Raw genomic sequence first — 23,189 nt, forward strand, 5'->3', positions numbered from 1 at the left:
CTTCCTTCAGACCCCACCGTTGGCCAGTGACGCCCTTGCCATTCAGATTATCTTCCCCTTAGTCAGGGTAATAAGGCATCTTTCAGCCTATCGGGTTTGCCAGCTTCGCTGGGCAAACAAAAAAGCCACGCAATGCGTGGCTTGGTTGGATAAAGCTAAACTTTTACAAGGTCAATTATAAGTACTGACCTAATGCTTTAACTTGGTCTAACATGCGGTTTGAGAAACCCCACTCATTGTCGTACCAAGCCATTACTTTAACTAGTTTGCCATTGGCTTTAGTTTGCGTTGCATCAAAGATAGACGACGCTGGGTTATGGTTAAAGTCGATAGAAACAAGCGGAAGCTCGTTATATTCTAAAATACTCTTCATTGAACCCGTTGATGCTTCTTTCATGATTGCATTGATTTCTTCTGCAGTCGTATCACGCTTAGTGATAAACGTAAAATCAACTAAAGAAACATTGATTGTAGGTACACGTACCGACATACCATCTAATTTACCAGCAAGTTCTGGTAATACTAAACCAACAGCTGCCGCAGCACCTGTTTTAGTTGGGATCATAGATTGAGTTGCACTACGCGCACGGTATAAATCTGGGTGGTATACGTCAGATAAGTTTTGATCGTTGGTGTAAGCGTGAATAGTCGTCATGCTACCTTGCTCAATACCTACTGTGTCGTTAATTGCTTTTGCAATTGGCGCTAAACAGTTAGTAGTACAAGAAGCGTTAGAAATGATATTGCTGTCAGCATTAATTACATCGCTGTTTACACCATGCACTACTGTTGCATCTAAACCAGTACCTGGAGCAGATACGATTACTTTTTTAGCGCCTGCAGTAATGTGCTTAGCGGCGTCATCACGTTTAGTGAAAAAACCAGTACATTCTAAAACGATATCTACGTTTAGCTCTTTCCACGGTAAGTTTGCAGGGTCACGCTCTTGCGTTAACGTAATTACGTCATCCCCAATTAGCATAGTGTTGTTTTCAAGTGTTACTTTTTTTGAAAATTGACCATGAACTGAGTCATATTGCGTTAAATGTGCATTTACGTTAGCTGGTGCTAAATCGTTAATTGCTACAATTTTAATTTCGCTGTTTTGAGCTGACTCATAAAGTGCACGTAAAACATTTCTACCGATACGGCCGTACCCGTTAATTGCTACATTAATCATTTTAGACTCCTATTTAAGTTCACTTGCTTGGCGAGCAAGCGCTTCAATTGCTTGCCAGTCTTTATTTTCAATTAGTTGTTTATCTAGCATCCACGTACCACCAACACAAATAACGTTGTTAAGCGCTAAATAATTAGGAGCAGTTGCTAGGCTAATGCCGCCAGTTGGGCAAAAAGTAATATGTGGTAATGGGCCACCGATTGATTTAAGCATAGCTGTTCCGCCTGCAGCTTCTGCTGGGAAGAATTTTAAATACTTAAAACCATGCGACGCAAGTTGCATAACTTCACTTGCAGTTGCAGCGCCTGGTAAAAATGGTATATCTGATGTTTTAGCTAAAGCAATAAGCTCATCACTAACACCTGGACTCACCATAAAATCAGCACCAGCGGCAACCGAAAGATCAAAACTTGCCTTATCTACTACCGTACCAGTACCTACATAGGCTTCAGGTACTTCTGCTTTCATTAGCTTTACAGCTTCTGCAGCAATGGGTGTACGTAGTGTTATTTCTAAGGCTTTTAAGCCACCGTTGTATAAAGCTCTTGCAAGTGGTGCTGCATCTTCTAATTTTTCGATTACAACCACTGGCACTACGGGTGCCGATGCTAAGATTTTTTCAATACTCATTACTTGTTCCTCATTACCCAGTATGGCTAATATTTATTCAAGTCCAAAAGCACTCGCGCCTAAATCGGCACTGCTTACGATATTTCTAAATCCAGTAAATAATTCACGACCTGTACCAAATGTTGCACTTGGCAGGCTAAGTTCTGCTTCACGCTTAGCAAGCTCTTCGTCGCTAACGTGTACTTTTAAGATTCCGTTTGGCGCATCAAGCGTCACTAAATCGCCTTCTCGGATTTTAGCAATAATGCCGCCTTCTACTGCCTCTGGTGCTAAGTGAATAGCAGCAGGTACTTTACCTGATGCACCCGACATACGACCGTCAGTAACAATGGCTACTTTAAAGCCTTCATCTTGAAGCGTTGCCATTACTGGCGTTAACTTGTGTAGCTCTGGCATACCTTTCGCTTTAGGGCCTTGCTCTTTTAGCACGGCAATAAAGTCTTGGTTTAATTCGCCACGAGTGTATGCATCTTGAAGAGCACTTTGTGAGCTAAATACTTTTGCAGGAGCAGTAACGGTTTGATGTTCTTCAGCAACCGCTGACACTTTGATAACAGCTTTACCTAAGTTGCCAGTTAGAAGTTGCAGACCACCTTGCTTACTAAATGGGTTACTCACTGGACGAAGTACTTCTTCATCGTGCGAGTTTGCTGGGCAATCTACCCATTTAACTTTAGTTGGGCCGGTTGAGTCGCTCATGATCAAGCTATCGTCTTTATCTAAACGAGGCTCTGTCATGTATGGTGCTAAACCATCGCCTAGCATTGTTTTAACGTCTGTATGTAAGTAACCAGCGCTTGCTAGTTCTCGCATTAAGAAACCCATACCGCCAGCTGCTTGGAAGTGGTTTACATCAGCTGATCCGTTAGGGTAAATACGTGTAAGAAGTGGTACAACTTCTGATAAGTCAGACATATCTTTCCACGTAACCTGAATGCCGGCAGCTTTTGCTATCGCAACAATATGGATAGCATGGTTAGTAGAACCACCTGTAGAAAGCAGACCCACTAAACCATTTATAATCGTTTTTTCGCTGATCACATCGGCTAAACACGGGCTTTCTTTATCATCTGTAAGCTGCTTGAGCATTGTTTCTACAGCATTACCTGTAAGGCCATCGCGAAGCTCAGTGTAAGGATTAATAAACGAGCTACCTGGAAGGTGTAAGCCCATTATTTCCATTAACATTTGGTTTGAATTGGCAGTACCGTAGAACGTACATGTACCAGCGCTGTGATAAGACGCACTTTCAGCTTCGAGTAAGTCATCGCGGCTCACTAAACCTTGTGCAAACTTTTGGCGAATACGTGCTTTTTCTTTATTTGGAATACCTGATTGCATTGGACCTGCTGGTAAAAAGAACACAGGTAAATGACCAAACGACAATGCACCAATTAATAAACCAGGAACAATTTTGTCACAAACGCCTAAACAAAAAACGCCATCAAACACATCGTGCGAAAGAGAAATTGCTGTAGACATAGCAATTACATCGCGAGAAAAAAGTGAAAGTTCCATGCCGTCACGCCCTTGCGTAACACCATCACACATTGCAGGAACGCCACCAGCAACTTGAGCTGTAGCATCGTATTTTGTTGCAATGTCTTTAATTAAATCTGGGTAGTCTTTGTATGGCACATGAGCCGATAACATGTCGTTGTATGAGTTGATAATAGCAAGATTTGGTTGCTCATCAGCCTTTAAGCGCGCTTTGTCATCACTGCTACATGCAGCCATAACATGGGCTATATTTCCGCAACCTAAACCGGCACGAACTCTTGTTTGTTTTTTTGCGTGCGAAATGCGATCTAAATAATCTTGACGGGTATTTTTACTGCGTTCGATAACGCGCTGGGTAACTTCTTGAATACGAGGATGTAACATAATTTAACTCATCTCTATTAGTTAGAGGATAAAGGCTCAGTAGCAACTAAAGACTCCACGTAAATAACTGTACTGAGCATCTTTGATTTACCCGTTCAAAGGTACGCTACCAGGGAGCCTCTCACAACAACCCTGACACCGGTGTCACTGTATTAACGCATAGCAATGACACCGGTGTCAACCCCAGGTAACAAAAATAGTTTAATATTTTAACATGACCGAATAATGACCTAATTGATTTTTAGGCACAAACCATGTTTTAGCAAGTTCAGAGTAAAAAAAGCCCGAATAAGCGTCACTCATATTCGGGCTACTGTGAAAGTGTTTTAAACTCACTATTTTATTGCTGAGGTAGACTCGCGTGTAATCAAGCGCGACTCAAGCGTTACCTGATACGGCTGCTCTTGTGGTTGAGCTATGTGTAAAATAAGTTGCGTTACGGCTTGTTTAGTCATTTCTTCAACGGGCTGTGCAATCGTTGTTAACCCAGGCCAAATATGACGTGCAATGGGCGCATTATCAAACCCAGCTATTGAAATGTCATCAGGCACTTTTAATTGGCGCTGAGTTGCTAATTTAAGTACGGCAGCCGCCATGTAATCGTTTGATGCAAATACAGCGGTTGGCCTAGGGGATAAATCTAATATGCTGCGTGCACTATCTACACCTGAGTGATAACTAAAGTTACCCTCCTCGACTAAGCGCTCATCAAATTCTATACCATGGCTTGCAAGTGAACGCCTGTAACCTTTAAAACGTTGTTGCGTGGCACTGTGATCCGGGTGCCCTTTAATAAAGGCTATAGACTTATGACCGAGGTTAATTAAATGCTCGGTAATCTCAAATGCGCCTTGCTCGTCGTTACTACGCACTGAAATTGAATCATCTTGTAGTAAAGCTGAAGCAACTCTTGCATAAGGAATTTTTTTAGATTTTAAAAAAGAAGCAAGCTCAGCAAAATCACCAAAAGGAGGTGTTAACACAATGCCATCTAATCGAGAAGTTTGTAGTAATTGCTCAATATTATTTATAAGTGCTTCACCACGAAACTCACAAGGGTGTATCAATAAATTATAGTTGTTTTCTTTACACGCTTCTAAGGCGCCCGTTTGCACTCGGGTAATATAACTTTTACTTGGGTTATCGTATAAACAGCCAATAATAAAGCTACGATTTTGAGCAAGACCTCGTGCAATTGGATTTGGGGTGTAATCAAGCTCTTTAAATACCGCAAGCACCTTTTCTCGGGTGGCGGCACTTACATTAGGCTCATTGTTTAACACGCGTGAGACGGTTTTTTTAGAAACCCCTGCATGGCTTGCTACACTATTTATGGTTACTTTTTTCATCTGTCCATTATCCAAATACAACCTGTAAGACCAAAGCCCTATTTGCTATTGTGTAAACACGCAGCAGCGCCAATAAGCGGTATGTTGTCTTGTGTTACGAGTGTTACAGGGATTTGTCCTGCGTACTGCGACATAATACCCTTTTGCGAAAATCGTTCAACAAAACGACTCTCAAGAAGTCTCGCTTGCATACGAGGTAGTATTCCACCGCCAATAAATAATCCACCTAACGCGCCATAAACAACCGCTAAATCACCGGCAACACTGCCAATCCAATCACAAAACTGGTTTAAGGTTGCATCACACACATCACATTCACCACTATTTGCAAGGCTGCTAATTTGTGCGGCATCTAAATTTTTAGCTGTTACACCCTTAACCGCAGACATTGCTTTGTATAAATGCGTTATGCCAGGACCTGAAAAAACTGTTTCGATAGAAACATGGGGATGATCTTTACGTAACTCATTTAATAATAAAGTATCGAGTTCATTAACAGGTGCAAGTGATATATGCCCCCCTTCTGAACTTAGCACTGCGGTAGATTGAGACGTTCTAACTAAGCACGCGGCACCAAAACCAGTACCTGGACCTATAACACCAATGTTTGCGTTATCATCAGCTTGACCTGATTTAACAATGACGTTTTGTTTAGGATCTAAGTAAGGTGCAGCGTAAGCAAAGGCAGCAAAATCATTAATGACTTCAAGTTGCTGTAAATCAAAATGAGTTTTAAATTCACTGACGCTAAAATGCCAACCTAAATTGGTTAAATGCACTTGCCCGGCTTTTATTGGCCCTGCAACGGCTAAACATGCGCGTTTGGGTGCAATATGTGGGACTGTTTGTAAGTATTGCTCGAGCGCACTTTCAAGAGAACCAAAGTTGGCACTAGGAAAAATATTAATGTGTTCTATTATAAATTGGTTAGTCTGTTCATTAAAAGCAGTTATTAAAGCAAAGCGGGCATTAGTGCCGCCGACATCAGCAACTAAGATGGGATCAAATTGGGCAGAAGCGTTTGGGCTCATAGTATTATCTCTTTTGTTAAGCGACTCATGCTTATTATTTTACAATGGTGTACCATTGTTATTTATACTTTGAGCTATCACCTCAAAGTAGCTATCACAGTAAAAAATGCTGCCTATAAAGATATAGACAGCGAATACGTTTTGACAACAAAATGATAAAACACTGACATTATGACACCGGTGTCAGGAATTTATCAATAAAAATATACGTTAATTCACAAAAAGCTTGAAATTATTCATCAATAAACGAAAATGACACAATTATTTATCAATTTAATTAAGTTGTAACAATGAAAGGTAAAGCTACCTCATTTGATATTGCCCACTATGCAGGGGTATCTCAATCGACTGTATCTCGCGCTTTACGTAACAGCCACCTTGTTAATGAAGAAACACGCAAGCGTGTTTTCGATATAGCCAAAAAGCTTAATTATAAAGTTGATAAAAATGCGAGTAACCTTCGCACTCAACAAAGTAGTACACTTGCATTATTGTTGTTTGAAGATCCTACTTCTGACGAGTCCCAAATAAATCCTTTCTTTTTAGCCATGCTTGGCAGTATTACCCGTGCTTGCGCTAAAGAAGGTTACGATTTATTAGTTTCATTTCAATCGGCCAGTGCTGATTGGCAAGCAGACTACGAAGACAGCCACAGAGCTGATGGCATTATTTTACTCGGGTATGGCGATTACATTGATTACCAACCAAAATTTAACACCTTACTTGAACAAAATACTAAGTTTGTTTGCTGGGGTGCAACGGTAGATAACCGTCCCGATTTAACTGTTTGTTGTGATAACTACGGTGGCGGTAAGCTCGCCGCTGAGCACTTTATTGCGCATAGCAGAACTGATTGCGCTTTTATTGGTGACGCCTCTGATCACAGCCCCGAATTTTTTAGTCGTTTTCAGGGTTTTAAAGATGAGCTATTGGCTAACAACGTTAAAATAAATGAGCGTAAAATGGCTAATGCTATCTCTACTGAAGAATCTGGCTATCACGCCACACGCTCACTAATTGCTAATAATATTAAATTTAACGCCTTATTTGCTGCAAGTGACTTAATTGCTATAGGGGCTATACGCGCACTTAAAGAAGCAAATATTAACGTGCCGAAAGATGTTGCGGTAGTCGGCTTTGATAATATAGCCATTGCAAGTTATGTAAACCCACCACTAACTACAATAGAGCAAAACACCACTATTGCTGGGCAAATGTTAGTAGAGAACCTATTAAAACTGATACGTGGTGAAGAAGTTCAAAGCACCCTGTTGCCTCCTATTCTCATTCCTAGAAAGTCAAGCTGAGCCGGGCTGATAAAATAAAGTAGAATTTATAAACGGTTTTAATTGGAAGTTACAACGACACTAATTTATTCAGTATATTTTTATCTATTCATTTCACTTTTCTTTCTGATCTATTCATATCTCACAAAAACTCAAAATTTAGATATAAAAAAAGCCTCTAACGAGGCTTTTTTATTAAACAACTTTTAACTCATACTAACAAGCTATTAGAAATCGTAAGACGCTGATAATTGAATTCTACGAGGAGACTGGTAAGACTGAGCTAAACCAAATGTAGCATTTCCATCGCCAGCAGCTATTTCTGCAGCTTCGTCGTAACGAGTTTCAGTAGCAGCATCAAATACGTTAAATACATCCATAGCTAAACGAACTTTCTGATCGTTAAAGCGAAGGTTATAAGTAAAGTTAAGATCTAAACGTGCTGTCCATGGTGTAGTACCCATGCTGCCACGAGGGAAACGTTTGTCACCTACATAGTAAGTATCACCATATTGGTATTGATCAGGATCTGGAGTATAACCTTGACCTAAAGCAGTCCAAGGACGTCCAGATGCGATATTAACATTAGCACCAATTAAGAAGTCTTCTGTAACAGCAAAAGCACCATAAATTTTAATGTTATGACGACGATCTGCAGGTAGATTACCATTAGCACCATCCATTAAATAAGGGTAATCCCAATCTTGCGTAAGACCTGCATCATCCTGACCATTATCAGATTTAACAAAACCTTCTGTATTACCATAGTTGTGAGACCATGTGTATAGCGCTTTTAAAGACCAAACCTGATCCCATGTTTTCTCTAATGTTAAATCAACTGATGCATATTTACGCTTAGCATCCGGGTAACCTAACTCTTCTGCACTAAAGCTATATTCTTCAGTGGTGCCGTCACCATCAAGATCGAAATTGAAAGTAGCGCCATTACCAGGGTTAAATAAGAACCAGTTTTCACCTAAATATTCACCATTTTCATCACTAAAGATATAAGAACCATCATCAATTTGATTACCTAAAACACGGTAAGTAGCCTTGATACCCCATGACCAATCATCATTAATTGCTGCTTGATAACCAATCATATACTCATCGTTATACATTGGTTCAAGATCTTTATCAGATAAGGTATTTGATGGTTTCGCAGTACCGTCACCACCATTAGAAATAGCAGGGTCACCTAGCTGAGTACCTAAACCAACAGGGGTACCGTCAGCATTTAACCCTTCAAAAGCGTACCAAGTTTGGATAAATGTTTCTGCACCCGCTAAACGAATATTTGTATTAGCTGCTACCGGTAGGTAATAACGACCAGCAGTGAAGAATAACTTACTATCGCCATCTCCATTAATATCCCAAGAACCACCTATACGAGGGGCAATTTGGTTATCAATAGAAACAAACTCTTCGCCATCTGCATTGTAGTTAGTAAAACTATCATTACGAAGGCCTAATGTTAATGTTAAATCTTCAGTAACTGACCATTGATCTTCAATATAAATAGCCCAGTTTTCTACTTCAAACGAACCGCCATTTTTATAATCGCGTACACGTGTTGTCTTCATTTCTTCAGGTAAGACATAACCATTAGCCAGTCTAGCGCCTTCTTCGTATGTACGATAATAGTAGTAAACGCCACCAGAGTTTTGTGTTGTTGAATCAGCTGTATTAGTTTCAGAATCATAGCCAAATCTTAACGTATGCTCATCGTTTAAGTAGTAATCAAAGTCAACTCGCAATTGCTCACGTTTATCTTCATTTTCACCAACAGTAAAGTTTACATAACATGTAGTATCCTCACCTAAATCGGCATCATAACCTGTAGGACAATCATCGAAGTCTGAGTAATCAGTTTCTGAAAACTTAACTTGGCCAAACATTGCTGACATACTTAGATCATCTGTAAGGTTACCAGTATAGCGAACTGCAAAACTTTCTCCGCCTCGCTTATGATAAGCTGTACCACCATCTACAGTATAATTACCATTTCCTTGAGGATCTGAAATTGTTTTTTCTGAATAAGTGCGTTTGTCACTAAAGCCCCAAAGCATTAGTTGATGATCTTCGTTAATATTCCAGTCAAATCGCGCTAGGTAATATGGGTCATCATCTTTTTCAACTGTTAAATCTGTTTGAGATGCATTACCGTATTCGTAGTCATTATCTCTTGCAGTGTAAATACCATAGAAAAATAATGTATCTTCAATTATCGCACCTGAAGCATAAATACTTGTTTCAAATGAGTTGTCATAGTCGTCTTGGTTATTAACATATAAATCACCAATACAATGCCCATCAGCGTCTTCACAACGATCATTTTGTTTATAAAGTGAATTAGGAGCTTGCTCACTTAATGAGTCAGACGAATAAATCGTTTCAACACCAAAGTGAAAATCATTAGAACCAGACTTAGTAACTGATGAGATTAATCCACCGGTAGTACGCCCAAACTCTGCAGAATAACCACCCGTCTTAACTTGGAAGCTATCGTACGCTGTGAATGGGATTGTTGCACCGCCAAGACCATTACGGAAATTAGTCATATTTAGACCATTCACGTAATAAGCATTTTCAGCTACAGAAGCACCACCAAATGAAGCTTGGTCGCCAAAACGACTGTCCCCTTCAGTTGCGCCAGGCGCAAGCAATGCTACTGAAGTTACTGAGCGAGATATTGGTAGTAGCGCTAGTTCTTCAGAGCTAATATTTAATGAAGATTCTGATGCAGAAACATCTATTGCGCGAATAGAACCACCTACAACAGCAATTCTTTCGATATTACCTGTAGTTAGTGGAATTTCAATAAGAGCTGTTTTACCAACTCCTATAACAACATCTTTAACTTGAGCTTGGTCAAAACCAGCTTGAGAAACGACAATATTATATTTACCAACTGGTACCTGTTTTAGATCGAACTCGCCGTTCGAATCTGCAATAAGCGTTTTTGAATAGCCTTTCGTGTCATCTGTTATTGTTATTGATGCACCCGCTAATGAAACACCTGACTGAGCAGTTAAGCTACCTTTGATAGCGCCATTAACGTTATCCGCCATTGCTGGCATTGCCGCACTTAACGTCATTGCAACTGCTGCAGCAGTGAATGAGCGTTTAAATGTCTTAGAAAAATTATGGTTCATTTTTGATTTATCCCTAGATAATTAGATTTTTATTTTTTATGTATTTCATCAAATACTTTATATAACGGTTACTTATTTAAAGTATTTAATCCCCCTTAATCTATAAGGGGAAACAAATTTATAACACAACAAAAACAAACTTGCAAACAAAATGCGACTGAAATTAACAGAAAAACCGTCAACAAAAACAATAAATTAACAGAAAAACAAAGATAAAACCCAAAAATAGAATAGTAAACATATTATTCACAAACCCCAATATGCATACTTATCTACGTGACTAATAAACAGCATCAAAAAACACAGACTAGGATCAGCAAAAAAGGACTCTAAATCTAAAGAAGAAACAGAAATCACACAAATAAGTTATGACTTTCTAGAACATATAATAGAGATTAGTTAGCATAAATATTCAAAGCAGATTTATCTCAGCCCACATTATTGCAAAAAAAAATTAATTTTAATTAAAAAAAAGCTTCAAATAGAAGCTTTTTTCATATTTCGTAATTTTATAAAACCTAATTAAGAGACTCGGCAACTACAGGGTAATAATCCCAAACTTGTTTATCACTGAGTGAGCGTACAAGCTTAATGTATTCTGCATGTGTCCAAGCTAGAGGTGTTGCTGAGTTTGTACCCTCGCCTAACGCATAACCTGCTTTATTTACACCCACGCCATCCCATACTTGCTCAGGTAGCATCATTCCGCTATTAGCAAATTGCTCTAGCCCTTTTACGTAACTATTTTTAATGTCCGCTTGTTTTGCATCATCTAGCGTATTATTTGCGTTTGCGGCCGCTATTTCATAGTGTCCGCGTTCGCCTGTAAAAAATGGCCATACACGACCACGTTGGCCTGGCGTGTTGCTCCCGCTTTCGGCGTAATTAGTACCTGTGGTTACATCTTCGCCGTAACCGTCGTTGCCATAACGGCGATAGCCTACAAATGTGCCGCTACCATCGGTAAAGTTAAAGCTGTATTTAACTTGTAAGTTATCTTCAAGCGTTTCGTCGTCATACTCAGGCAGGGTTTTAACTATACTTGAATCGTTGGCACTTCTTACTCCATAGCGGACTAATTCTAAAAAACCACCGTCTAAAATCTGCTTTTTGTTAAAACCTTCACGGCCATTGTTGGCGTTAATTTTAGTATTAGAGTTAGCGTCGGTGTCTTGACCTATACGAATAAAATACTCGCCATCGGTGCTATCACCTTTTAAATTACCTTCGGTGGTAAACATTTGCGATTCTATATCACTGTTGTACTTTTTAGCCGTTGCTAAATAACGATCTGCATTTTGAGTATCACCACTGAGTGTTGCTATGTCATTGGCTGTTATAAGGCCAGCAACAACGGCAGCCGTTGTAGAGGGAGAATAACCACTTTGCTCTTCCCAGCGCTCTTGCTGTGTTGCGGGTGGAGTGATTTGCATGTCGTTCCATAAAATTTTAGCTCTTCCGCCATCAACTAAAAAGTCAGCTGCCGGTTTTAGCATGCGTGCGTACCAATCTTTAAGTTCGTTATCACTTAGTACGTTTGCTTGATGTAACTTCCACGCAAGCATAATCGGCATAGCCGTTTGATCTAGCTGTACCCCTACCCATTCAAGTTCACCATCAACATGTGTTTTTTGTAAAAACCATCCAGTATCACCATTGTTACCGGGAGTTTTGTTAGTAACTTGTACTTTTTCAAGGTATTCGAAGGCCGTTTTTGCAGTCGCTGTATCGCCTAAGGCCATAAATGCCATCGCTACTTGATAAAAGTCACGAACCCATACCGCTTTGTAACCAGTAGAACCCTCTTTGGCTGAAACAGTTTCACCCCAAGGATTAGAAAGTGAGGCAATGAGCGCACCTGCATTAGTTTTGTCTTCTTGCGCTTTTAGTACCATTGCACTGGTATAAAGTAGTTTACCTTCATCGGCTGTTTGCTTAACCATTGTATTTAATGGCTCAAGGCTTTGTAAATAATCTTCCCAGCCTAGCGATTCACCTTTACCGTTGTAGGCGTCAAGCACATTTTGATAACCTTTATATAAGCTCTGTGCACCTTGTTGCTGGCTTTGTTGCTGCGTTTTACCAAAGCTTAGTGCTAAATCAAATGTGGTATTACTATCGATATTACCAAGCTCTGCCAGCAGAGTGACGTTACCGGCCTTATCGCCTGTGTTTGAATATTTTTTGCTTAGTGTGTGTTGTTTTTTAAGTGAGGTGATGCCATCGCTCACACCTGTAAAGCCTACACTTTGCATTTTGAATGGCGTAGATGATTGCAACGTTAAAAAATTATCATCTTCCCATGCTACTAAGCCTTGCTCAGAGGTTTTTGCAAAATCACCTAAGCCGTTGTTGTTTATATAAGGGTTAACAGCAACATACGCTTTCACGCCTTTAAGTGATGTATTAAAAATACTGCGTACAAACAATGTTTGTCCGTCAGGGTCGGTGAATATGTGTTTTTCGAGGGTAAAACGCCCTTTCTTATCTGTACTTGTTACTTTGTAAGCAAGCGATAGTGGTCTGCCTTTATCGTCTTTATGTAAGTAATCAATTGTAACGTCTAAGTCGTCAGCTTCAGTGACTGTAAAATCTTTACCGGTTACTACAAACTGCATATCTTTAATTTGAGCTTGGTGAATGAGTCCAAACATAGTTTCGGTGATCATACCTTTAGCAATTGAAAACCATACTTTTGATACTTCACCTGTCGCAGCGTTGTTATTATATTGGCCGTTTTGGTATTGCTCAAAAGAAGTACCAATTCCGGTTTTACCCGCGTAAGCCCAATATGCTTCAGCACCTGGTGCGCCAGGAGCTGCTGAAACTGCAGCGCCAATATTTTTGTTATTCGTATTTTGTGCACCACAGGCTGTTAAACCCAAAGTTAAAAGAGCGGTGGTAATAAGGTTATATTTTTTCATTGTGTGACCCTTAGTTTGAATTTTTAACGCGCATTACAGCAATTGCAGCAACAACGAATGATGCAGCACCAATTAATAATGCGTAAATAGGCTGATTAGAAAATACGTGGCGTAAAATAAGCCCTAAAATACTAGCGGCAAGCAATTGCGGTATAACAATAAAGAAGTTAAAAATACCCATATACACGCCCATTTTGTTACTCGGTAGTGCATTACTTAACATTGCATAAGGAAGCGATAAAATAGACGCCCACGCAAACCCCACCCCAATCATAGGTATAAGTAACATCTTAGGGTCTTGAATAAACATAAAGCTGCCAAGGCCCAATGCGCCTAGTAATAAGTTAAAGCAATGCGCGCCTTTTAAGCCCATCTTTTTAACTAAGAATGGAATACACATAGCGGCAATAGCCGCAAAGCCATTGTAAGCTGCAAATAAAATACCGACCCAATCAGCCCCATCGTTAAAGGCTTTACTTGTTGCATCACTGCTGCCGTAATGAAAGCTTGTTACTGCGGCTGTGGTGTATATCCACATAGCAAACAACGTAAACCAGCTAAAAAACTGCACCCAAGCAAGCTGCTTCATTGCCTCTGGCATGGTAAATACATCTTGTACTACTTGGTAAAAACCGCCTTGTATTTTGTTAGCAGCCTTTAATGCGCTTGCTATCCACTGCACAATACCAAACGCTAGTAAGCCACCAGCAAGTAGGTATAACTCTTTTTCAAGCGATAAACCCATTACTAATGCAAGGGTTGCTAAACCTAGCACCACAAAAATAATGGCACCTTTATTGAAGTTGATATCTACTAATGCGGTGTTAGTCGGCTTGGCAGTGTGGTTTTCAAAAGCAGCTAATTGCTCAGGGCTATATTCTTTGGTTCGCATAACTGTCCAAAGAACTGCGACTAGCAATACGACCCCACCCCAATAAAATGAATATTTAACAGATTCAGGGATTTGCCCTGGCGCAGCGGTATTACTTACATCAAACCAATTGGTCATCATCCATGGTAGCGCTGAGGCTAATACCGCACCAATACCAATAAAAAAGCTTTGCAAGCCATAGCCCGTAGCACGTTGTTTTTCTGGCAGGTTATCGCCTACAAGTGCTCTAAAAGGTTCCATAGTGACATTGATTGAGGCATCCATAATCCATAACATACCTGCAGCAATCCAAAGAGTTGGTGAATGCGGCATGATAAAGAGTGAGATAGTAGTAAGTACCGCCCCTATGAAAAAGAATGGACGACGACGACCAAAACGCCCCCATGTTTTATCACTCCAATAACCAATTATTGGTTGCACTATTAAGCCCGTTAGCGGTGCTGCAACCCATAAAATAGGAATATCATCCACTTGTGCGCCTAGGGTTTGAAAAATACGGCTCACATTGCCGTTTTGTAGTGCAAAACCAAATTGAATACCTAAAAAGCCAAAGCACATATTCCATATTTGCCAAAAACTTAGATTTGGTTTGTTGCTGTCATAATTATTATTTTGATTATTCATGATTAGCCTTATTAGTTAAAACTGCGCTACTAAATGCATCTAGCGAAAGCATAAGCTTTGTAACTTCTTTGTCAGTGATGATCTTTACCGTATTTTGTTCAAGTAAGTCGTGTAGCGGTTTATTTCGCTCAAAGGTATTTGCTTGCTCTGGTGTTAAATTAATTAATACCATTTGTGGCTCCTCACTAAAATTACTAAAAACATAAATAGATTGCTGTCCCAGCGAGCGTACAAAACCAACAACGCGTTCGCTATTGCTAAGTGAAAGCTCTGACATGGTTCCACCTACAACAGCGGGTAAACTATTAAGAGCCATTATTGATTTATAATAATCACGAAGTGATGCTTGCTCGCTCGATAAGTTAGCGCCGTCGAATTTGCCGTTGTTCATCCATGCTTGATGCGCTGGTACACCAATATAGTCAAAAATACTGGTGCGAGTAGATGTGCCAAAACCTGCGTTTTCAGATCCGTCCTCCCCCACATCTTGGGCAAAATATAATAAAGTAGGTGCGCGACTCATTAAGCTAGAAACGACCATTGCTGGTTTCCCCCAGCGTGCATCACCTGCAAAATCAGGACTAGCAATGCGTTGTTCGTCGTGATTTTCTAAAAAGTGCAGCATGTGCGCTTCAATATCAGCCACTTGGCTTTGGGCTGCAAAAATAGTATTAGCCGCTTGCTTACCCTGCATAATGGCTTTTAATGTGTCGTAAAAGCCGACTTTGTCATACAAGTAATCCATTTTTCCTTGCTGAATATACGCTCTGTACATTTGTGGGTTGTAAACTTCAGCCAATAAAAACGCATCGGGCTTTTGCATTTTTATTGATGAATTTAAAAAGCTCCAAAATTCAACCGGCACCATTTCGGCCATATCGTACCTAAAACCATCAACGCCTTTATCAAGCCAGTAAAGAGTGATATCTCTAAATTTATACCAGCTATTAGGCAGTTCCTTATTTTGCCAAAACGCATAATGAGCGCGATAATCTTGGTTTTCTAACTCTTTAGGTAATACAGGAAAGTCATAGCTGCCATCAGGCTTAACGCCATAATTCACTCTTACGGTTTCGTACCAATCGTTAATATCTGGCTTGGGTGCACGCGCGCCATTCCCCGTCCATTTCGCTGGCGTTTCATCAAAAAAACCGTCAGCTAAAGGGTGAGTATTACCCCCTAAAACTGTATAGCTTTGTGATGTTGGAACCTGAAAAGACTGACCTGGTACATAATAAAAGTTATTATTTTTATCGTACTCTTTGCTGGTGTCGTCTTGCTCACCAAAGTCTTTTATTCCTTTGGGTTTTGCTACTGATTTATAATTACGAGCCACATGGTTAGGTACAATATCTATAACCACTTTCATGCCATGCTCATGAGTGCGCTCAATCAGATCACTAAACTCACCCATTCTATTAGTCACATTTATGGCTAAATCTGGGTTTACGTCGTAGTAATCTTTTATTGCATAAGGTGAACCTGCACGGCCTTTAACTACATCAGGGTCGTCTTGCGTAATCCCATACTCGGTATAATCGCCCACTAGCGCATGATGTAAAACACCGGTATACCAAACATGGGTCGTACCCAATTCTTTAATACCTTTAAGTGCAGCATCGTTAAAGTCGGTAAATTTACCTACGCCATTTTGCTCTTTTGTACCCCAGGGCACATTCGCGGTCTGTGTGTTACCAAATAAGCGTGTAAATACTTGGTATACAACAGGCTTTGTTAACTCATTTTGCGTCTGTTTAGGCGCTTGCTGCTGTTCGGTTTCATTATTGTCTGAGCACGCACTTGTTATAAGTGCGCTACACAGTAATGCGGGTACATAAACTGATTTTTTCATTGTGTGTCTTTTTGTCAGTAGTGTTATAGCTTTATACTAAAGATATCTGCAGCAACCATACAGTTGCTGCATACGTATTCACTTAAACATTCACGGCGTATTAATCACTAATACCGTAGCAGTCATTGGCTCTAAGTTAATACTGTTAGTTAGTTTAAAAGTGTGTTGTGTGAATAATGCCTGCACATTGGCATTTTTTGGTATAACTTCTTGCATGTAATCAAGATTATGCTTTTGTGTTACTTTGTTTTTATTCATAAAAACTAATACTGTTTGCGTATCACTAACGCGAACATAACTATAAACACCATTGTTCGGACTGAAATGAACGAGCTTACCCTTTGCAAGCGCCGGGCTTTGCTTTCTAAAGTTAAGTAGCGTGCTTATAGTCTTGTGCATATCGCGCTGATTTTTACTTAACCCGACTCCAGTAAACGCATTAGCGTTTTGATTTTTGAACCCACCTGGAAAATCAATGCGTATATCACCATGATCTTTACTCGGCGTATTATCCAATAATATTTCGGTTCCATAATATATTTGAGCAATGCCGCGCGTTGTTAAAAACAAAGTCATCGCCATTTTAGTTTTAGCTAAGTCTTGCCCAAATTCCGTATATAAACGGCTCATATCGTGGTTATCAGCAAACACCATAATGTTATTGGTGTCTGGGTATAAAAAATCGTTAGCTAATGACTGATATACTTTAACCCAGCCTGTGCTCCAACTTTCATCTTCATTTAAAGCTCGAATTACCGCCTCTTGCAACGAAAAGTCCATCACACTGGGTAAGCTTGACACATACCCATCTTGATTTACTTTACCGCGCTGCCAATACGACGCTATTGCAGGGTTTGAAGTCCACTCTTCGCCAACAATATTAAAGTGTGGGTATTCATCCATAATGGCCTTGGTCCAATCACTTAAAAATGCTTTGTCTGAGTAAGAGTAAGTATCAACTCGAATACCGCTTAAATCTGCGTATTCAATCCACCAAATTGCATTTTGAATTAAATACTCATTTAATAATGGTTGGCGCTGGTTTAAATCGGGCATGCTAGCGACAAACCAACCATCGCTAAACTGGCGTTTATCGTAGTTACTTGCGTGTGGATCTTGAATTGTTTGGCGCGCATGGCTTGTGGCATTTTTACCATTTTCAAACTGCCCATTAAAGTTAATCCAATCTTGAGTTGGTTTATCCTTCATCCACGGGTGCTCAGCACCAAAGTGATTAAGCACCATATCCATAATAAGCCCAATGCCCTGCTCTTTAGCCTTTATTGATAACGTTTTGTATAAATTATTTGATCCCATTCGCGGATCAACGTTGTAAAAGTCTGTAATCGCGTAACCATGATAAGAGTAATCTGGCATGTTGTTTTCAAGCACTGGAGTAAGCCAAAGCTGTGTTACACCTAAATTATTTAAATACGGTAATGCGTTAATAACACCTTGAATATCCCCTCCATGTCGCCCGCCTTTAAAACCTGGATTTACAGCTTCTAGCATGCTTTTAACGGTGTCATTTGTGGAGTCGCCATTTACAAAGCGATCTGGGTTAATTAAATATAAAGCATCTGCACTTGTGAAACCTTGGCGTTGCGCGCTATTTTTATCTCGGGTAAATAAAGGAAACTCAAAGCTATGCGCTGTATTAGTGCTGTTAAACTTGAGCGTTCCTGCTTTGGCGTTATCGCTAATATTTAAATGAAGGAAAGCATAATTAGGGTTGTCGGTACGTGTTACGTTATTAAGTTCAACCCCTTTATACTTATCTAATTTAAATTCTTCGTTAGCTATATTTTGCTCATGCACGAGTACTGTAATGTTATTTTTATTCATTCCGACCCACCAATTGGCAGGCTCTACATTAAGTGCATAACTAAAGCTTGGTAAGCTACATGCGCTTACTAGTAAAAGTGTGTTTAAAAATCGCATTGTTATACCTTTTTAATGCTGGCTAAAAAATTCTGGTGAGTTGGTAGCTGCGCAACTGTTGAGTTTATCAATGTTTTTAAAGTAGAGAATAAATCGCTCAGTTGATCATCACTTAGCGAATCAACAATACTGTTATAGTCATCAGGGATAAGCCCTTGCCCTATCATGACTTGCTGCCAAGCAACCTCAGCGAATAGCTCATCGTCTTCCCGCACTACTTTGCCTGTGTGTTTAAATAAACTCAGTTTATGGGTAAGGGAATTTGGTATATCCATTTGCATGCATTGACGCCAAAACGGGGAGTCTTCTCGCTCGGTGAGTTTATAATGCAAAATAATAAAATCACGTATGTGCTCTAATTCAATAACGCTTTGTTTATTAAACTCCGTTACTAACGCATCACTAATACCGTTGTGTGGAAATAGCTTAATTAAACGCGTAACCGCAGTTTGAATTAAATGAATACTGGTTGACTCTAGCGGCTCTAAAAAACCACTTGAGAGGCCAACCGACACCACATTTTTATGCCATTGCTTTAAACGCCGACCTGTTTTGAATTTTATAATACGGGGCTCTGTAATTGGCTCAGCGGGTAAGCTTTTTAGCCGTAACTGCTTAGCATCATCATCTGACAAGTATCTACTGCAATAAACAAGGCCATTACCAATACGATTTTGCAGTGGTATTTGCCATTGCCAACCAGCACTATGTGCAATAGATCGCGTGTAGGGCTTAAGCTCATGAGTACTTTTTGTTTGTACGGCTACTGCACTATCGCATGGTAAGTAATGAGACCAATCAATAAAACCTGTATTTAGTGTTTGTTCAATTAATAGTGCACGCAGCCCGGTGCAATCTATAAATAAATCCCCACTAATTTGACTGTCGTTATCAAGTGTTAGGCTTTTAACATTGCCTGTATCGCATTGTTCAACATGGCTTATTTTTGCATCTATGTGTTTAACACCGCGCGATATAGCCAACTTTTTTAAGTATTCAGCGTAAAGCGTCGCATCAAAATGATATGCGTAACTCAGCCCAGGTAGTTGGGTATTAGGAATTGTATTGAGGGGTGCAAATTTATGCTGTTTAGCCACTTGGTAATTGAGTGAAAAATCCCATAAGTCGTCTTCGCAACCCGTAATTTGACCTTTTAACCAAAAGTTATAAAAATCGCAAAAGGGAAAATCTTTACCTAACGAGCCAAACGCATGCATGTAGCTATGCCCTGGCGTTTTCCAGTTTTCGAACTCTATACCTAATTTTATTGAAGCATTAGTGGCATTAATAAAATCTTGCTCGTTTATACCCAGCGCGTTATTAAGTTGAATAATGGGCGGTATCGTTGCTTCACCCACTCCTACCGTACCAATAGCTGATGATTCTATTAGTGTGATATTAATTACTTTACCTAACACTTTATTAAGCAGTGCTGCTGTTATCCACCCTGCGGTACCACCGCCTGCAATTACGACATGTTTTATTGGTTTCATATTATTGCCCACGCTTTAATACAGCGCTCAATAAACTTAATTAAGCGAATTGGTATTAATCAGTGTTTGATAAACTAGCTATAAAAAAGCCCTTGTAAAACAAATCACAAGGGCTTCTACACACAACTTTTATTATAGCTTGTAACTAAAGCCTAACAAGTAAGTACGACCGTAATCTTGGTAGTCACGTACTTGTAGAGCATTATCGCCAGAAAGTGACGTAAACGGTTCTTCAGTTAAGTTTTGTACTTGAAACTGAACAGATAAACCTTCAAGGCTTTCAATGCCGGCCTCAGAGAAGTCATAACCTGCTTGAACATCCCAAATAGTTTCACCTAAAATATCAACTTGTTCAGTGTTAAAACCTAAACCATATACATCACCTTTAAAGGCACTGCGTTTGCGCATACTGGTACGTAATTGCATACCATGCATTTCGTAGTAAACTGTTAAGCTTTGAATTTTATCCGAAAGACCTGGTAGCTCGTAATCGTTACCGTTTTGATCTTCAATATCAGACTCAATACCAGTATGGCTGGCAATTAAACCAAAACCTTCAAGAGATGGATGGAATATTTTAAATGGTAACGCTAGTGAAAGCTCGTAACCATATAAATCGCCACCGCCGCCATTTATTTTACCACTGCCAGTACCCGATGATGTTGCTGGTAATTCTCCGGTAGATGGATCTGCGACACCTGACATATCAATTGCATACGTGCCGTCAAAAATCCACTGAGTTAAATCTTTATAGAAAAACGCTGCAGAGAAGTAACCCTCATCACTAAAGTAATTCTCGTAAGTAAAATCGTAGCCTGTTGCTTCTTTAGGCTCTAGACTAGGATTACCACCCGATACAGACCAATAGTTTCCATTTTCATCTGGTGTTTGATTATATGATGCATTAACTGATGAATTCATTTCATCTAAGCGTGCACGAGAAATTGTTTTAGCAGCACCAAAACGTATCGTTTGTTGCTCATCAATCGCAAGTGATAAGTTTAAGCTTGGTAGTACATGTGAATAATCGTGACTAATATCTGTAGGAGTTACAAATATATTACCATCGTCATCCATATTAAAAGCGTTACTTTGTGAAGACTGATCGGTATTAACGTAACGTACCCCCACATTACCTGTTAATGCTAAGCCATTTATTTCTGCATTAATATTAGCTTGCACAAACGCTGAGGTAATTTCTTCTTTTACTGTCCACGATTTAGTTAAGTGACTTGTATCAGCTAAACTTTGGTCTACTAAAGCATAATAACCATCATTCACTAACCCATTAACATCGTAGGCAATCATGTCACCCATTCCAATAAAGCCTAGGTCAACACTTCCCATCCGGTATTGCTCTGGAACAGTTAGCATGCCTGGGTTAGCAAGCGAAAATCCTGATAATGTCATATAAAAGCCTTGCGAATCTTTTGTTTTTTCGCGCTCTTTATAAGACATACCAAATTCAATTGAGCTGAAGTATTCGTTTTCTAATACTTTAGATGCCGCCAGCTTTAATGTAGATAGTTCATCTTCAATGGTTGGTGCATTAATGAAACCATCTTGTGCCTGATCTTTATAACCAGAAATATCATTTCCATCTGCATCAATTAAGCCATACTTATTATTCAACGCCTTGTTTGAGCCCCAAGAAAGAGGTCCACCTAACTGAATTAAGCTGTAATCACTGTAATCTAAATCGTGAGTAAACGTAGCACCAGTATTACCACCATCAAAAGTATAACCTAGGTTATCTGCAACACCACGCGTATCACCGCGACCTGTGCCCGAATAACTTTCAAGGCTCCAAATTTTACGGTCTACTTGCGAGTAACTTGCATCAAACTCAACTGACCATGAATCGTCAATATCGTATTTAGTATTAAAACCAAATGCGGTTAATTCTGCTTCACGTTCTTCGTAATCGTTACGCACAATTACGCGCTGGCCATTTGTTACCGCACTGGTAACAAAGCCGCTTGCGCCATCTACAACTACGCTTGCAGGGTCAATTGAGCCTTGGCCCCATGCAAATGGAACTTCAATACCACGTAAGATTTTTTCATCTGTAAAATCTACATATAACGCATCAAACGTCATGTTTAATTTATCTGTGGGCGCCGCTTCTAAAACAAGCATTGCTGAGTCACGTTCAAGTGTAGATGAACGTACAAATGGTTTAGCACCACCTAAAATTGAATATGTTTGGCCATCTACTTCTCTTTCTGGGTAACCCCACGAGTTCCAACGTTTTTCTTGGTTTGGTGAACTCATGGTGTTTAGTGCAAATGCAACACCAATGGTATCGTCTGCAAATTGGTCAATGTATGAAATAGTGCCTCGGTAACCGTCGTCGTTGCCGTCAGGGTTTAATTTACCAAAGCTGGTTTGCTCATACTGCCCATTTACTTGCACAACACGTTCGCCTTTACTTAGTGGACGAACTGTTTGCATATTAATAACACCAGCAATACCCTCAGCATCAATACTTGCATTTGGCGTTTTATAAACAGTTACACCGCTCATTATTTCTGATGGGTAAAGGTCAAACTCTACACCACGGTTATCACCAATCGATACTTGTTCACGACCATTAAACGTTGTGCCACTTTCATTCTCGCCAAAACCACGAATAGAGACACGACTTGCTCGGCCGTCTAAGCGCTGAGCTGTTAAACCGGGTAAACGCGCAATCGATTCAGCAATTGAAGAATCTGGTAATTTGCCAATATCTTCAGCCGATATAGATTCTACAACCTGTGTAGAGAAGCGTTTTGTGTTAATAGACTCAACCACACTGCCACGAAAGCCTTTAACTTCGATAACTTCTACATCATCTTTTTTTATTGTATCTTCTTGAGCAGCCTGTGTAGCAAAGCTCGATAAGCCTGCAGCTGTTAATGCCAAAGTTAATATACTTGGTTTGAACATAGACATAATGTTTTCCC

General features: G+C 39.8%; 14 protein-coding genes. 2 read left to right on the forward strand and 12 right to left on the reverse strand.

Annotation, left to right across the window (positions count from 1 at the left end; translation table 11 throughout):
- Positions 1-181, forward strand: a 181-nt coding sequence (locus H4J63_RS20115) for a hypothetical protein (RefSeq protein ID WP_409072677.1), incomplete at its 5' end; no start/stop codon positions are given.
- On the opposite strand, the gene gap is transcribed toward H4J63_RS20115, so the two are convergent.
- From gap to glk, 5 genes are all read right to left on the reverse strand, one after another.
- Positions 176-1,180: a type I glyceraldehyde-3-phosphate dehydrogenase gene (gap, locus tag H4J63_RS13305; RefSeq protein ID WP_002959757.1), complete on the reverse strand. Its 1,005-nt coding sequence runs from the start codon at positions 1,178-1,180 to the stop codon at positions 176-178. The two genes, H4J63_RS20115 and gap, sit on opposite strands and share 6 nt — an antisense overlap.
- Before the next feature lie 9 nt (positions 1,181-1,189).
- Positions 1,190-1,810: a bifunctional 4-hydroxy-2-oxoglutarate aldolase/2-dehydro-3-deoxy-phosphogluconate aldolase gene (gene eda, locus H4J63_RS13310; protein ID WP_002959756.1), complete on the reverse strand. Its 621-nt coding sequence runs from the start codon at positions 1,808-1,810 to the stop codon at positions 1,190-1,192.
- 33 nt (positions 1,811-1,843) lie between these two features.
- Positions 1,844-3,694 (reverse strand): phosphogluconate dehydratase, encoded by a 1,851-nt coding sequence (edd, locus tag H4J63_RS13315; protein ID WP_182197027.1) that lies wholly within the window; start codon positions 3,692-3,694, stop codon positions 1,844-1,846.
- A 335-nt stretch (positions 3,695-4,029) separates the two neighbouring features.
- A complete protein-coding gene (locus H4J63_RS13320) occupies positions 4,030-5,043 on the reverse strand; it encodes a LacI family DNA-binding transcriptional regulator (RefSeq protein ID WP_182197028.1) in 1,014 nt (337 codons plus the stop codon).
- Positions 5,044-5,081: 38 nt separating this feature from the next.
- On the reverse strand, positions 5,082-6,074 hold the full coding sequence (glk, locus tag H4J63_RS13325) for a glucokinase (protein WP_002959751.1): 993 nt from the start codon (positions 6,072-6,074) through the stop codon (positions 5,082-5,084).
- A 290-nt stretch (positions 6,075-6,364) separates the two neighbouring features.
- Here glk and H4J63_RS13330 point away from each other — a divergent pair, with 290 nt between their 5' ends.
- Positions 6,365-7,381, forward strand: coding sequence for a LacI family DNA-binding transcriptional regulator (locus H4J63_RS13330; RefSeq protein WP_024596123.1), 1,017 nt, complete (start codon positions 6,365-6,367; stop codon positions 7,379-7,381).
- Positions 7,382-7,587: 206 nt separating this feature from the next.
- Here the strand turns inward: H4J63_RS13330 and H4J63_RS13335 are convergent, their stop codons facing one another.
- From H4J63_RS13335 to H4J63_RS13365, 7 genes are all read right to left on the reverse strand, one after another.
- Complete coding sequence (locus tag H4J63_RS13335) at positions 7,588-10,515, reverse strand: TonB-dependent receptor (RefSeq protein ID WP_182197030.1); 2,928 nt, start codon at positions 10,513-10,515, stop codon at positions 7,588-7,590.
- A gap of 518 nt (positions 10,516-11,033) precedes the next feature.
- A complete protein-coding gene (locus tag H4J63_RS13340; RefSeq protein WP_165742952.1) occupies positions 11,034-13,439 on the reverse strand; it encodes a glucan 1,4-alpha-glucosidase in 2,406 nt (801 codons plus the stop codon).
- A gap of 10 nt (positions 13,440-13,449) precedes the next feature.
- Positions 13,450-14,955: an MFS transporter gene (locus H4J63_RS13345; protein ID WP_165742951.1), complete on the reverse strand. Its 1,506-nt coding sequence runs from the start codon at positions 14,953-14,955 to the stop codon at positions 13,450-13,452.
- Positions 14,948-16,807, reverse strand: a complete 1,860-nt coding sequence (locus tag H4J63_RS13350) for an alpha-amylase family glycosyl hydrolase (RefSeq protein WP_182197032.1) — start codon at positions 16,805-16,807, stop codon at positions 14,948-14,950. The genes H4J63_RS13345 and H4J63_RS13350 overlap by 8 nt, the downstream gene beginning before the upstream one ends.
- Before the next feature lie 90 nt (positions 16,808-16,897).
- Positions 16,898-18,748: a glycoside hydrolase family 13 protein gene (locus tag H4J63_RS13355; protein ID WP_182197033.1), complete on the reverse strand. Its 1,851-nt coding sequence runs from the start codon at positions 18,746-18,748 to the stop codon at positions 16,898-16,900.
- Positions 18,749-18,750: 2 nt separating this feature from the next.
- Complete coding sequence (locus tag H4J63_RS13360; protein WP_182197035.1) at positions 18,751-20,241, reverse strand: tryptophan halogenase family protein; 1,491 nt, start codon at positions 20,239-20,241, stop codon at positions 18,751-18,753.
- A gap of 132 nt (positions 20,242-20,373) precedes the next feature.
- Complete coding sequence (locus H4J63_RS13365) at positions 20,374-23,178, reverse strand: TonB-dependent receptor (RefSeq protein ID WP_182197037.1); 2,805 nt, start codon at positions 23,176-23,178, stop codon at positions 20,374-20,376.
- Positions 23,179-23,189 lie beyond the last annotated feature (11 nt).

This window comes from Pseudoalteromonas sp. 5Ae-yellow (assembly GCF_014077565.1).
Classification (GTDB): Bacteria; Pseudomonadota; Gammaproteobacteria; order Enterobacterales; family Alteromonadaceae; genus Pseudoalteromonas.